Genomic DNA, 12,961 nt, shown 5'->3' with positions numbered 1-12,961 from the left:
GCGCGACGGCAACTTCTTGTTCTTGATCAGGCACGGACGATTATAGACGCAACATTTCGGCGGCGGCGAGCAGCCCGGCCGGTGTTCAGCAGGCGTTTACCCGGAGCGGTGCGGCCAGGGGCTGTTCGTCCGGAAGGCTTGCGGGTGGGCCGCGACGGCCGTTCGGTGGACGGTGCGGCCGAAACCGGGTATCCTTGCGGTCTCTCGCTTTGGCGTCGCGTCCGTTCTGGCTGCCGCGCTCTCGCGTAGTCCACGCAGTTTTTGCGTTGAAGCGCCCGTAGCTCAATGGATAGAGTACTGCCCTCCGAAGGCAGGGGTTGCTGGTTCGATCCCAGCCGGGCGCGCCAAGTCTTCTTTCCCCCCCAGTTTCCCCTCTCGCGCAAGCACTCGTGTCGAACACGACGTCCGCAGCCCGCCCCGCATCAGCCCCAAAAATTCCCACAGCCCTCAGTCCCCCCACTCCTCAGCGCGCCATCGCACCCCCCCGCACAACCAAACCCCACCCCCGCGACACCCTGAAGCTTGTTGAAAGCTTCCCACCCCAGTAAAATCCCAAAGTCACTGGGGAGTAGCCTTCCTTCATCCTTTGAAGGGGAGCGCGTCAACATACTTGATCTGCGGATCATGGCGCGTTCGACCGGGTCGGTTTGGCGAGACCATTGACGTACTGCCTCGTTCTGGTCGGACGGGCGGCAGTGCGTCATTGGTTCGTAGGTACGTCCGACCGTGGAGTTTGCCCCGTGAATCACCGTAGCTCACCATCAGTTTCCCCGCATCCTTTCGCACCATCCCGCCACTCGCCCAATCCCGCGAGCCGCCGCGCGTGTCGCGCATCGACGGGGAACCGCGCATGACAGGTCTGTTCGTCGAACTCGCAATCATGCTGGTCGTCATTCTGGTGGCGGCCGAACTCTTCACCAATGCGCTCGAACATCTCGGCGAGCGCCTGAAAATCTCCGAAGGTGTGACCGGCTCGCTGTTCGCGGCGGTCGGCACCGCGTTGCCCGAAACTCTCGTGCCGTTGCTCGCGATCATGGGAAGCCGGGCCGGTAACACCGTCAATCAGGAAATCGGCGTCGGCGCAATTCTCGGCGCGCCGCTGATGCTCTCCACGCTGTCCACGTTTCTGATGACGCTCGCGATCCTGCGCATGCGCGGCCTCAAAGGCAGCATCGCGCCCGAGCGTACCGGCTTTACCCGCGACCTCAACTATTTCCTCTGCGCGTTCGTGCTCGCCGCCGTCGCGATGTACGTGCCGCACGAGCAGATGATCGTGCGCGCGCTCTTCAGCATCGCGCTGGTCGGCGTGTACGTCACTTACGTGGTGATGACGTTCCGCGCCTCGACCGGGCTCGTCGATGCGGGGCACGGCACCGAGGCGCCCGGCAAGATGCTGCTTTCGCGTCTCGGCGTACCGACCAATCTCGCGACGATCGCGCTGCAGCTCGTCGCCGCGGTCGCGCTGCTGATCTGGGGAGCCGAGGGTTTCATCCACGGCGTGCGGGGCGTGTCCGAGGCGCTGCGCATATCGCCGCTGCTGTTGTCGCTACTGATTATTCCGATTGCCACCGAATTGCCGGAGAAGGTCAACAGCATCCTGTGGGTGCGTCGCGGCAAGGACACGCTCGCGTTCGGCAACATCACCGGCGCGATGGTGTTCCAGGGGACGCTGCTGCCCGCGATCGGCATTCTGCTCACGCCATGGACGCCGCGTGTCGAAGTGGTGACCGGCGTCGTGATCACGCTGGCCGCGGCCGCGTGGCTGCGCATCAACGCCCGCGCGCGGGGCGTGCCGGTCTGGGCGCTACTCATGTGCGGCGTCTTGTACGTCACCTATCTGGCGATCACGTTGTCGCGCTGAAGCGGTAGCACGCGCCGGCCTGCCGGCACCGCGCAGGAAGCGACACCAGCCTGCCGGGACGCGCCCCGTCGGTCGAGGCCGACACAGGCCGACGACGCATTCCGGCAGCACCTCCTTTCACGCATCCACGCGGCGAACCAGCCGACCTTACGTTGTCCGGCGCGGAATCCGAACGTTCCGCGCCCACTCGGCGACGAGCTTCTGCAGGCGCTCGACGCCCATATCGATCCTGTTTATCGGCACGCGCCGGGCGAGCTTGAGGCCCACGCGCGCGTCTCGCACAGCCGATCCCGCGTGCCGTCCATCCAGCCTCGCCACGCGACGAATGTCCCTGTTTGGCCCTTAAAGTTTTTCCGGGCGGGGCCGATACCCCAAACAAGGCGGGCGGCAAACGAACAGCTTCCGCGTTCGCTGATGCCTTGGTCTACACGGCATGTAACGGGCCGATGGCCCCAATAGGAGAATTTCCATGCTCGGAATTAACAGCAACATCAACTCGCTGGTTGCACAGCAGAACCTGACTGGCTCGGGTAGCGCACTGTCGCAGGCAATCACCCGCCTGTCGTCGGGCAAGCGCATCAACAGCGCGGCAGACGACGCAGCAGGTCTCGCAATCTCGAACATCATGCAGACCCAGATCAACGGTCTGACGCAAGGTGTGTCGAACTCGAACGACGGCGTGTCGATGGTGCAAACCGCGTCGAGCGGCCTGTCGTCGCTGACGAGCAGCCTGCAACGTATCCGCCAGCTCGCGACGCAAGCATCGAACGGCAGCATGACCGACACCGATCGCGCAGCGCTGCAACAGGAAGTGACGCAGCAGATCCAGGAAGTGAACCGTATCGCGTCGCAAACGACGTACAACGGCATGAACGTGCTGAACGGTTCGATGGGCGCGGTTTCGTTCCAGGTCGGCGCGAACGTTGGTCAGACGATCAGCCTGAACCTGTCGCAAGGCGTGTCGGCAGCGTCGCTGGGTGGCGGTGCGGTGAAGGCGGGCGACACGGTTGCGTCGCTGGCGGTTTCGCTCGATTCGACCGGTGCCGCGTGGAATTCGGGCACGTCGACGGGCACGGAAGTGACCCAGCTGAACGTTCTGTCGGACGGCAAAGGCGGCTTCTCGTACACCGATCAGAACGGCAACGCACTGTCGTTCTCGGCGGTGTCGAGCCCGGCTGCGACGACCGATCTGCTGACCAACACCAACGGCGTTCTGTCGATCAACTCCACCGGCGCGCTGGATGCGACCACCGAGATGGGCGCAATCGATACGGATAACGCGGCCAATTCGTACACCTCGGGCACGACGCTCGGCACGATCACGGGCCTCGATATCGATTCGACGACCGGTGCAAATCAAACGGGCACGCAAGCGTCGACCGACATCACGTCGATCACGGTGAAGTCGGACGGTAACCAGGGCTACACGTTCTGGGACCAGAACGGCAACCAGATCACGTCGAACACCACGGCAGGCGCTGCGATCCTCGGCACCAACGGTCTCGGCTACACGGCGGCTTCGGGCGGCACCGCGGCAACGATGACCCCCGGCACCGCCATTTCGCAAACCGGCACGAATGCGTGGTCGGCAGCTTCGACCGCCACGACGCAAACCGTCGACCAGATCGACATCAGCACGGTCGCTGGCGCGAACAAGGCGATCGAATCGATCGACGACGCGCTGGATACGGTCAACAACCTGCAAGCAACGCTCGGCGCGGCACAAAACCGTTTCACCGCAATCGGCACCACGCAGCAAGCTCAGTCGACCGACCTGTCGTCGGCTCAGTCGCAAATCCAGGACGCCGACTTCGCACAGGAAACGGCTGCCCTGAGCAAGGCGCAGGTGCTGCAGCAAGCCGGTATCTCGGTGCTGTCGCAAGCTAACTCGCAGCCGCAGCAGATCCTGAAGCTCCTGCAGTAATACGCTTCAGCTAGCATGCGTTCCGCGCCCGTTCGCCCTACCCGGCGCGCGGAACGCAAACCGGTCGGGAGGCTTGCCTCCCGATTCCCGTTTTACAGACTCGAACCGATTTACCCGGCATCGCCGAAACCCGGAGCCCGTCCATGTCCACCGTATCCTCGACCGCAAGTACGATCGCCAGTACTGTCGCGACGACCACTGCCGCGACCAACGCTGCATTGCAGGAAGCCGCACAGTCGGTCATCAGCGGTTCGACCGGCAATTCGTCGATGGACGTGAGCTCGCTCGTCACCGCGCTCGTCAACTCGAAGATCGCCGGGCAGGCCGCGAGCCTCGCCGCGCAGACGACCCAGGACAACACGGAAATCTCCGCGTACGGCACGCTCTCCGCCGCGCTTTCCGCGCTGCAGGCGAGCCTGACTTCGCTCGCCAACGGCTCGACCGTCAACGATTTCACGGCGACCGCGAGCGGCAGCGGCCTGACGGCGACGGCCGCCAGCGGCGCGGTGGCAGGCTCCTATTCGGTCGACGTGGCCCAGGTCGCGACCGCGCAGGTGCTGACGTCGTCAGGCTATAGCGCGACCAAGGCGCTCGCCACGGGGTCGAGCACGATGACGTTGTCGGTCGGCGGCGCGAGCACGACGATTTCGCTCGATAGCTCCAACAGCACGGTGTCCGGCATCGCCGCGGCGATCAACAGCGCGAGCAACAACCCAGGCATCACGGCGACGGTCGTCAACGGCGCGGACGGCGCTCACCTCGTGCTGCACTCGACCTCGACGGGTTCGTCGAATGCGATCAGCGTCCAGATCAGCGACTCCACGTCGAGCGACGCACTGAACAACCTGGCCGTGTCGAGCAACAAGGGGACGTCGCTGAGCGGCAACGCGAGCGCGACCACCGCGCAGCTCAAGGCGAATCAGTCCACGCTCAACGACGGCACATCGACGGGCGCGACCAGCACCGCTTACTGGACCCAGACGACGGCCGCGCAAGACGCCTATTTCACGATCGACGGCACCGGCGTGACCAGCTCGACGAACACCGTGACCTCGGCGCTGTCCGGTATCACGCTGAATCTGTCGGCGGCCTCCGTCGACACGACGGGTTCGTCGCCGCAGACGCTGACGGTTGCGCAGGACACCACCTCGCAGGCCAGCACGATCAACCAGTTCGTGACGCTGTACAACACGCTCGTCACGACGATGGGCACGCTGACCTCGTACAGTTCGACGTCGACTTCCCAGGGCGTGCTGCTCGGCGACTCGACGCTGAACATGATCCAGAACCAGCTGGCTTCGATCGTGGCGACGGGCGTGAAGGGCAATAACACGACGACGAGCCTCGCGGCGATCGGTATTACGCTGGGCGCGGACGGCTCGCTGTCGGTCGACAGCGACACGCTGAACAGCGCGCTGCAGAACAAACAATCGACGGTGGCGACGCTGTTCAACTCCACCAATGGCGTGGCGGAACAGTTGAACGCCAACATCACGAGCTACCTGTCGAGCACCGGCGTCATCGCGAACCGCACCGACGCGCTCAACTCGGACCTGACCAGCCTGTCGACGCAACAGTCGTCGCTGTCGGACTATCAGGCACAGCTCACGAGCATGTACACCGCGCAGTTCACGGCGCTGAACACGCTGATGGCGACGATGAACAACAACTCGCAATATCTGACGCAGCTCTTCGGCGGGACGAACAGCGCCGGCGCGCTGGCGACCAACAAGAACTAAGCGGCACAGGAGCTGACGACATGGAATCCACGACGCTCATCGATCGCATCTGGCAACTCACCAAGTCTATCGAGCAGGCTGCCGCAGTCGCCGAATGGGAGCGGGCGGCGCAGTTGGCCGGCGAGCGCTCGCCGCTGCTCATGTCGCTGTCCGCGCAGCAGACCGATGCCGCGCTCGAGGTGCTCCGCGAGGTTCATGCGATCGACGCGCGAATTGCCGCCGAAGCCCGTCTCGCGCAGACCGAGCTGGACACCGAGTATCGGGCGGCGATGCAGGCGACCCGCAATGTGAACCTGTATCAGCGGGTCGCGCAGTTCTGAAGGTGGTTGGCATCGGTGGATGCAGCGTCTATGCGGAGCAGCGTCTACGCGAGGGCGCGTGGCCGTCTGCTGGGCGCGCGCGTTGATGCGTTGATCGTATTGCGCTCGTTTTACCGCGCCTTGCCTTGTTTTGCCTGAATGAAGTCGCGCTGGTTCCATGAGTCGCACGGCGCTCGCGCGCCCGTCATGGCGGACTGAGTCCGCAAAAAAAATCCCCTCCGTACCCCTACTCCCGACGCGCTGCAGGCATTGAAAAGCCGGCGTATGCTGCTTTTTCTCAAAGACCCGGGAGAAATCATGCAGAAGCGCAGGATTGGCCGTTCCGAATTGCAGGTCGTGCCGCTGATGTTCGGTGGCAATGTATTTGGCTGGACCGCCGACGAAGCGACGTCGTTTTCGATTCTCGACGCGTTCGTCGACGCAGGACTCAATTTCATCGATACCGCCGACGTCTACTCCGCCTGGGTGCCGGGCAACCAGGGCGGCGAATCGGAGACGATTCTCGGCAAATGGTTCCGCCAGAGCGGCAAGCGCGAGCACATCGTGCTCGCGACCAAGGTGTCGAAGCATCCGCAGCGCAAGGGGCTGTCGGCCGCGAACATCCAGGCAGCCGTGGAAGATTCGCTGCGGCGCCTGCAAACCGATTACATCGACATCTATTTTTCCCACGACGACGACACCGCCACGCCGCTCGCCGAAACGCTCGGTGCGTACCAGAAGCTGATCGAGGCAGGCAAGGTGCGAGTGATCGGCGCGTCCAATTACAGCGGCGCGCGCGTCGAGGAAGCGCTCGCGGTATCGCGCCAGCACGGGCTGCCCGAATATCAGCTGTTGCAGCCCGAATACAATCTGTACAACCGCGCCGAATATGAGCGCGACACCGAGCCGGTGGCGCTTGCGAATCAGCTTGGGGTGGTCGTGTACTACAGCCTCGCGAGCGGCTTCCTGTCGGGCAAGTACCGCAGCCAGGCCGATCTGGCCGGCAAGGCGCGCGGCAGCCGGGTCGAGAAATATCTGAACGGGCGCGGGTTACGGATTCTCGGCGCGCTCGATCGCGTCGCCGAGCGGCACGGCAGTACGCCGGCCGCGGTTGCGCTCGCCTGGTTGATCGCGCGACCCAGTGTTACGGCCCCAATTGCGAGCGCGACGTCGGTCGAGCAGTTGAAGAGCCTCGCCGATGCCGTCCGGCTCTCGCTGAGCGCCGCCGACGTCCGCGAACTGGACGAAGCGAGCGCCTGAGCGCGGGCAGGGCGGTTCGTCGCGGCTTGGTTGCGCCATGGCCCCGGGAAAGGCCTGGCGCAATCGCTAAACCCCTGGTAGGATGGAGAGTTTCCTGATATCATCGGGAGTGAATTGAGATCTTTGCCTGTTTCGTCAGTATTTTTCATTGATGAAAGGTTGGCGAAACGGCAACAGACGCGGCTTTTGCATTACGTCTGTCCGCGTTCCGCGGTGAACTCCCCACCTCTCTTTTCCGGCCTCCGTGGCCGATTGCCTCTCGCTTCATTCGTGGTTTGGCCGGGGTTGTCCATCAACCTCGCGTTTGCCTGTTACTGGCCATGAATCGGAGCGACCGGAGAGCCGGCGCGTGAGTGGTGACCCCAGCGGTTACTGCCATGCAATTAAACCCGTATCTAGTGATTGAGTTAGGAATTACATGACGACGATTCTTCTGAAGGAAAACGAGCCGTTCGAAGTGGCAATTCGCCGCTTTCGTCGCGCAATCGAAAAGAATGGCCTGATCGCTGAACTGCGTGAGCGCCAGTCGTACGAAAAGCCGACCACGGCTCGTAAGCGCAAGAAGGCTGCTGCTGTTAAGCGCCTGCACAAGCGTCTGCGCAGCCAGATGCTGCCGAAAAAGCTGCACTAAGCACGCTTTTTTGCACACGCCGAACGGCGGTGTGAGCTTCGAAAGAAGCCACATCGCCGTTTTGCTTTTGGGGCGTCCGCGCTGTCTGCGAATGCGTCGCCCGCGCCGGAGTCGGTCAATCAGACCGGGCTTTCTGGCTGCTTCAGGCTTCCATTCCCAAGCCGTTTTTAGGCCGCGCTTTTCAGTCGGTCGGCGGACAGGCTGAATTCCCGGGCGATCGAACCGAGTCGCTCGCGCCATTCCCATGTGCCGAAGACGTCGTGCACGTTTTGCAGGCAACTGAGCAGATCGATGGTCACCGCGTCGTACACATTGATGCGCGCGCGCAGCAGCGCTTTCTTCAGCGCAGCCACGCCGACATCCATATAAGCGGGCACTTCCGCCGGCGCTTTGCCGATAAAGCGCACCGGTACGCCTTCCATCGCCGTCATATAGTCGCGCGGCTTGATGAAACTGCCGACCGGGCAACCTCCGCAGTAGCCGCGATAAGCGCCGCCGCCTCTCGGCAGCAACGCGGCGCGCTTCTGCTCGAACAGGTGGGTGACCGCCTGATCGAAGATGTGCTGATGGCTCAGGAAGCTGAATGTTTTCATGGTTGGTCTCCCGCGCCTTGAGCGGCGGCTTTTTGTTGTCGAACGCGCACCGTGCGATGCCAGTCACGACCAGTATCCACCGCCCGGCGCCTGGCGAAACGCGGACTAGCGTCGCGAAAAGGCTTCAATTCCCCGCTTTGCCTGCGCGTTGTCGCGCAGCGCTGATAACCGTATAACGACCGACCTGCAAACGAAGTGCAGGGGGGCTTTACCGGATAAGCGTGGGGAAATGACTGCGTTGGCTCGACGACTGGGGCGTCTGCCGTTTGCCGGTTGCCGCGCGGCGGCGTGCGGCAACCGGCGTAGCAGAGCGCACGGCGAATGGCGGGGGCCGTGTCACGCACGAGCCCACTTGCGCGTTTTGTTTCTCGAGGCCGCGTTCAGGTCATCAGACCCACATATCAGGCAGCTCGGACATCGCAGTAAAGAAAGCAGCAAAAAACGGCGCAAAAAACGCGTCTACCTCACCGGGCTTTACGACGCCCCCCTTTCTTGCCCAGCGACACACAATGCGCCCGGCACATGCAGGTCGTCTCGTGATCGTTGACCATGCCGACCGCCTGCATGAACGCATAGCAGATCGTCGAGCCGACGAACTTGCAGCCGTAGCGTTTGAGCGCCTTGCTCAACGCGTCCGAGATGTCCGTCGAGGCCGGCGCGTGCTTGTACGAAGCCCACTCGTTCTGGATCGGCGTATCGTCGACGAACGACCACACGAAGTTCGCGAGCGAACCATGCTCCGCCTGAATCTGCTGAACGGCGCGCGCGTTGAGAATGGCCGCTTCGATCTTGCCGCGATGACGCACGATGCTTTCGTCCGCGACCAGCGCGTCCACATGCTTCGGCGTGAAGCGCGCGACCTTGTCGATATCGAAGTCGGCGAACGCGCGGCGGTAGCCGGCTCGCTTGTTGAGTATCGTCGACCACGACAGGCCAGCCTGCGCGCCTTCGAGCACGAGCATCTCGAACAGGTGTTGATCGTCGCGCGAGGGCACGCCCCATTCGCTGTCGTGGTACTGTGCGAGCGCTTCGCTCGATACCCAGTTGCATCGTTGTGTCACTGTCGCGCTCCCGCATGGTCAGGTGGTTCGTCAGCATAGCTGAAGCATCGTGCGCCGCAAGCCTGGCCATTCGGCTAATTGCGGGAGCGTTATTGACCTGCCACGCTATGCGCTATTCACCCACGAAACTCATTCGATTCGATGAACCATGACCTCTTTCTGATCGGTGTCGATGGCGGCGGCACCGGCACGCGCGTCGTGCTCGGCGGCGCCCAGGGGCGCGAACTCGCGCAGGCAGCGAGCGGGCCGTCGGGACTCGGGCTCGGCATTCCGCTCGCGTGGCAGTCCATTCAGGCCGCGTGTGGCGAAGCGTTCGACCGCGCCGGTATCGCGTTGGACTGGTCGCGCTGCGTGCTCGGCTGTGGGCTGGCCGGCGTCAACAATCGCGACTGGCTCGCCGAATTCCACGCTCACGCGCCGCGGTTGGCTGGCCTTGTGGTCGAAAGCGATGCCTATACGACCTTGCTCGGCGCGCACGACGGCGCGCCCGGCGTGATCGTCGCGTTGGGCACGGGTAGCGTGGCCGCCTCGCTCGCAAGCGACGGCGAATTCCGGATGGCGAGCGGCTATGGTTTTCCATCGGGCGACGAAGCGAGCGGCGCATGGCTCGGCCTCAGGTTGATCGTCCATGCACAGCAGGCGCTCGATGGCCGCGTGCCCGTCGACGATCTCGTGCATGCGTTGCTCGCGCATACCGGCGCGCAGGATCGTGACAGCCTCGTCGTGTGGTTGTGCGCGGCCAATCAGACCGCTTATGCGCGACTCGCGCCGATCGTGATCGCTTATCGCGAGCATCCGTTCGTGGCGCGGCTGCTCGGCGAAGCGGGCGCCGAGGTGGGCAAGATGATTGCCGCGCTGGATGCCACGGGCGCGTTGCCCGTCGTGTTGTGCGGCGGCCTCGGCGCGCCGCTGCGCGAGTACGTGCCGTCGATCTATCAGGCGAGGCTGCGCGAGCCGCTCGCGGATTCGGCGCACGGTGGATTGCAGCTGGCGCGCCGGGAGGCGGCGCGGCTTGCGGGGTGAGACCTGTAAAATACGCACTTTGACGCTGCACTGACGGTTCGGCCGTCCGCCTCCACCATGTACAAAGTCATCGCCACGGATCTCGACGGCACACTGCTCAACGCCGACCACCAGGTGGATCCGTTCACGGTTGCCACGGTGCGCAAGCTCGAAAGCGACGGCCTGCAGTTCGTGATCGCCACGGGGCGGCACTACTGCGACGTCGCGGGAATTCGCGACCTGCTCGGCATCAATCCATATCTGATCACGTCGAACGGCGCGCGCATTCACGCGCCGGACAACACCGTTATCCATACCGACGATTTGCCGCCGGCGATCGTTCAGCGTCTCGTGCTGCCGGAAATCGTCGGCGCGCATGGTCGCGTGATCGTGAATCTGTTTGCCGACAGCGCCTGGCTGATCGACCGCGATGCGCCCGACCTGCTGAAGTTTCATCAGGACTCGGGCTTCACCTATGAAGTGACCGACCTGCCGAAGCACCACGGCGAGGACATCGCGAAGGTGCTTTACATCGGCGATCCGGCCGATCTCGCGCAGATCGCCGCCAACCTCGAACGCGAATTCGGCGAGCGCCTTTACGTGACGTATTCGCTGCCGGACTGCCTGGAGGTGATGACGTCCAACGTATCGAAGGGGCGCGCGTTGCAGATCGTGCTCGAGCGTCTTGGTGTCGACGCGTCGCACTGCGTCGCGTTCGGCGACAACATGAACGACATCGATCTGCTCGAAACGGCCGGTCATCCGTTCATGATGAACAACGCCAATCCCGATCTGATCACGCGTCTGCCTCACGTACCGCGCATCGGCAACAACTTCGAGGCAGGCGTCGCGCATCATCTGCGCAAGCTTTTTTCTCTCAACGACGAACTCGCGTCCTGAGTCGTTCCCGCTTGCGATGAAAACAGAACGGCCCGCATCCGCTTACGTGGATGCGGGCCGTTGACATTGGCTCGTGTAGCGCGGCATTTCAATTCGTCGAGTTCATGGGCGGCGCTCAGCCCGAAACCCGAACCAAATCCCAAGCCTCGAACCTTCTCGCTACGCCAGCCTGACCAGCGTCACTTCACCCGTGCCGATCAATCGCGCCAGCCGCGATGCTCGCCGTGATCGCCGCGACCCCAACGATGATCGTCACGGCCCCAGCCGCGGTCATAGCGGTGATAGTCGCGGTAGTAGTAGTCGCGCCCGTAACGTTGATGCCACCCGCCGTAGTACACCGGCTCTGGCGCCGCATAAACGCGCGCGGGTGCGGCATAAACCGGGGCGCCGAGCGACAGGCCGACGTTCAGATCCGTGTGCGCCTGCGCGACACCGCATGCGCCCGCCGCGAGTCCGGCAGCAACCAGCAAGTGAGTGACGATGCGTTTCATGTGGTTCTCCTGTGAAGCGACGTAGGTGTGTCGCACAGGACCAATGTACGCACTCGATGCGGTGCTGACTGCGACGAGATGTTACGGACTGCAAGCATCGTCGAAGCAATGACAGGAGGCGGAAAATATGACGCATTCGACGCACGGGCGGACCGCGACTGTCTCGAAACCCCGTCTTATAAGGCATCGGGTCGAGCGCATTCGCGCTAAGCATCGGTTTGCCATGCCCTCTCGCCGATTTACTCCGCGGCGCGCGTAATTGCGGCTTACATCTGTATTACCCGATTAATCCGCCGCATTGGCCGAGGCATTCGCATTTGCCGATTTCGCGGCCCCCGGTAGTGAAGCCGATGCCGCTCCACCCGGCAATGCTGCGCAAGGGCAATCGGTGGCACGGCCGTCGAGTCCTTCGCGATCGTGTTTGAAACTCGCGCGAGGCGTGCCGTTCTGCCAGTCGAGTTGCACGATATAGATGCTGTCGAAGTCGTTGCTATGCCACTTCGGTACGTCGGCCGCATTGCCACCATGCGCGCTCAGCATTTGCCGCAGCAATTGCTCGATCAGCCGATGCTCCCACGCAATCACGATCAGCTTGCCGCGATTGGCCGGGTCGACGAGCGCATTGCCGAGCTGATCGATCTGTGCAAAACCGTACGGCGTTTGCACGGGCAGCTGGAATTGGATCGCCGTGGGTTCGATCGTCGCGAGCGGCCGGACGTAATAGTACGAATGGCCGCTGTCGTTTTTCTTTTGGCCGGGGTCCGGCGCATAGATCGCATCGGGCTTGCCGAACTTGGCGGCGATGACGGCCGGCAACGCGAGCGCGCGGTTGAGGCCCTGGCAGTCGAGTTGGCCGTAGCCTTGCGCGGGCTTCTCGCCGTGTCGAACGAAAACGAGCGTTTCGATATTGCCGTTGGCCGAGGTCGGCGCCGAGGCCGCAGCGGCCGCAGCGGCCGCTGCGGTGGCAGTCGCCGTGGCAGCCTGTGCTCCCTGGACCAGCGACACGCTCACGCACAAGCCGCCGAGCGAAAGCGCGACGCCATGCAGAAATCCGCGAAAACGGTTCATCGATTGCACCTGTGCGAGGCTGGGGAGTCGCCCGATTCTAGCAGCGGCCTCACCGAGGGAGGCCGCTGCGCGATGTATCGCGCATTGCTCGCCACAATTGAAAACGGGCGCCGCAGCGCCCGTTTTTTTGGC

12 protein-coding genes, 1 tRNA gene and 1 riboswitch are annotated in these 12,961 nt (G+C 63.4%); of the genes, 9 read left to right on the top strand and 4 right to left on the bottom strand.

The features are described 5' to 3' along the window. Window positions 1–271: 271 nt before the first annotated feature. From HHL14_RS14820 to rpsU, 7 genes are all read left to right on the top strand, one after another. A tRNA-Arg gene (locus HHL14_RS14820) sits at window positions 272–347 on the top strand. Between the two features lie 204 nt (window positions 348–551). Then, a riboswitch (yybP-ykoY riboswitch) is annotated at window positions 552–722 on the top strand. Window positions 723–850: 128 nt separating this feature from the next. Then, complete coding sequence (locus tag HHL14_RS14815; RefSeq protein WP_169498366.1) at window positions 851–1,861, top strand: sodium:calcium antiporter; 1,011 nt, start codon at window positions 851–853, stop codon at window positions 1,859–1,861. Between the two features lie 469 nt (window positions 1,862–2,330). Continuing rightward, window positions 2,331–3,785 carry a flagellin N-terminal helical domain-containing protein gene (locus HHL14_RS14810; protein WP_169498365.1) on the top strand — a complete coding sequence of 485 codons (1,455 nt, stop codon included), beginning with the start codon at window positions 2,331–2,333 and terminating at the stop codon, window positions 3,783–3,785. A gap of 143 nt (window positions 3,786–3,928) precedes the next feature. After that, entirely contained in the window at window positions 3,929–5,524 is a 1,596-nt protein-coding gene (gene fliD / locus HHL14_RS14805; RefSeq protein ID WP_169498364.1) for a flagellar filament capping protein FliD, read from the top strand. A 20-nt stretch (window positions 5,525–5,544) separates the two neighbouring features. Continuing rightward, window positions 5,545–5,844, top strand: coding sequence for a flagellar protein FliT (locus HHL14_RS14800; RefSeq protein ID WP_169498363.1), 300 nt, complete (start codon window positions 5,545–5,547; stop codon window positions 5,842–5,844). 297 nt (window positions 5,845–6,141) lie between these two features. After that, entirely contained in the window at window positions 6,142–7,083 is a 942-nt protein-coding gene (locus HHL14_RS14795) for an aldo/keto reductase (RefSeq protein ID WP_169498362.1), read from the top strand. A 418-nt stretch (window positions 7,084–7,501) separates the two neighbouring features. Beyond that, entirely contained in the window at window positions 7,502–7,714 is a 213-nt protein-coding gene (rpsU, locus tag HHL14_RS14790; protein WP_006050883.1) for a 30S ribosomal protein S21, read from the top strand. Between the two features lie 167 nt (window positions 7,715–7,881). On the opposite strand, the gene HHL14_RS14785 is transcribed toward rpsU, so the two are convergent. Together HHL14_RS14785 and HHL14_RS14780 are read right to left on the bottom strand one after the other, a co-directional pair. After that, complete coding sequence (locus HHL14_RS14785) at window positions 7,882–8,307, bottom strand: hypothetical protein (RefSeq protein ID WP_169498361.1); 426 nt, start codon at window positions 8,305–8,307, stop codon at window positions 7,882–7,884. 464 nt (window positions 8,308–8,771) lie between these two features. After that, the gene (locus HHL14_RS14780) at window positions 8,772–9,368 is read right to left on the bottom strand and encodes a DNA-3-methyladenine glycosylase I (RefSeq protein WP_169498360.1); all 597 of its coding nucleotides are present in this window, start codon (window positions 9,366–9,368) and stop codon (window positions 8,772–8,774) included. Between the two features lie 141 nt (window positions 9,369–9,509). On the opposite strand from HHL14_RS14780, the gene HHL14_RS14775 reads away from it, so the two are divergent. Further along, window positions 9,510–10,391 carry a BadF/BadG/BcrA/BcrD ATPase family protein gene (locus tag HHL14_RS14775; RefSeq protein ID WP_169498359.1) on the top strand — a complete coding sequence of 294 codons (882 nt, stop codon included), beginning with the start codon at window positions 9,510–9,512 and terminating at the stop codon, window positions 10,389–10,391. A gap of 57 nt (window positions 10,392–10,448) precedes the next feature. Beyond that, entirely contained in the window at window positions 10,449–11,270 is an 822-nt protein-coding gene (locus HHL14_RS14770; protein ID WP_169498358.1) for a Cof-type HAD-IIB family hydrolase, read from the top strand. Window positions 11,271–11,467: 197 nt separating this feature from the next. Here the strand turns inward: HHL14_RS14770 and HHL14_RS14765 are convergent, their stop codons facing one another. Then, window positions 11,468–11,761, bottom strand: coding sequence for a PXPV repeat protein (locus HHL14_RS14765; protein ID WP_169498357.1), 294 nt, complete (start codon window positions 11,759–11,761; stop codon window positions 11,468–11,470). Between the two features lie 285 nt (window positions 11,762–12,046). Next, on the bottom strand, window positions 12,047–12,829 hold the full coding sequence (locus tag HHL14_RS14760; RefSeq protein ID WP_169498356.1) for a histidine phosphatase family protein: 783 nt from the start codon (window positions 12,827–12,829) through the stop codon (window positions 12,047–12,049). Window positions 12,830–12,961 lie beyond the last annotated feature (132 nt).

It is taken from the genome of Paraburkholderia antibiotica (assembly GCF_012927125.1).
Classification (GTDB): Bacteria; Pseudomonadota; Gammaproteobacteria; order Burkholderiales; family Burkholderiaceae; genus Paraburkholderia; species Paraburkholderia antibiotica.
The sequence above is the reverse complement of the archived record's forward strand: the minus strand, read 5'-3'. Positions and strand labels throughout refer to the sequence as shown.